Origin of the sequence: Psychrobacter sp. AOP31-B2-9, assembly GCF_052378005.1 — a bacterium.
GTDB lineage: Bacteria > Pseudomonadota > Gammaproteobacteria > Pseudomonadales > Moraxellaceae > Psychrobacter.
This window is the reverse complement of record NZ_JBQSXG010000350.1, coordinates 1-430: the sequence shown is the minus strand read 5'-3', so window position 1 is coordinate 430 and position 430 is coordinate 1. Positions and strand designations below refer to the sequence as shown.

The window sequence follows — 430 nt, the reverse complement described above, 5'->3', positions numbered from 1 at the left end:
ATATCGCTACTATCGTAGCCCCTGTCTGCAATCACCGCTTTAGTCTGGTTATTAATCGTGCTATCTATCAACGTCTTTGCCATCTTAGAGTCATGTACTTGCCCACCTGACAGCTCAACATGTATAGGGTTACCACAAGCATCGACCACTAAGTGCAGTTTGCTGCTATTACCTGCAACACTTTTACCAATGGCCTCATCAAGATGACTGGCGGCGCCTGTACTATGCTGATGAGCTTTGACCACGCTACCGTCTATAAATAACCATTCACTATCATAGTTTGCTGTGATTATTTTCATGAGCTTTTGCCATTTACCGGTTTTACGCCAATAACGGTATTGATGATATATGCTAGACCAATGACCGAAATAAGAAGGTAAGTCTCGCCATGGACAGCCTACTCGTATGCGGTACAACATGCCTTCAACGG

General features: G+C 44.2%; 1 protein-coding gene. It reads right to left on the bottom strand.

Annotation, left to right across the window (positions count from 1 at the left end):
• Positions 1-430: IS5 family transposase (locus ACT3SX_RS15580; RefSeq protein WP_444519319.1), on the bottom strand; the 430-nt coding region annotated here is incomplete at both ends.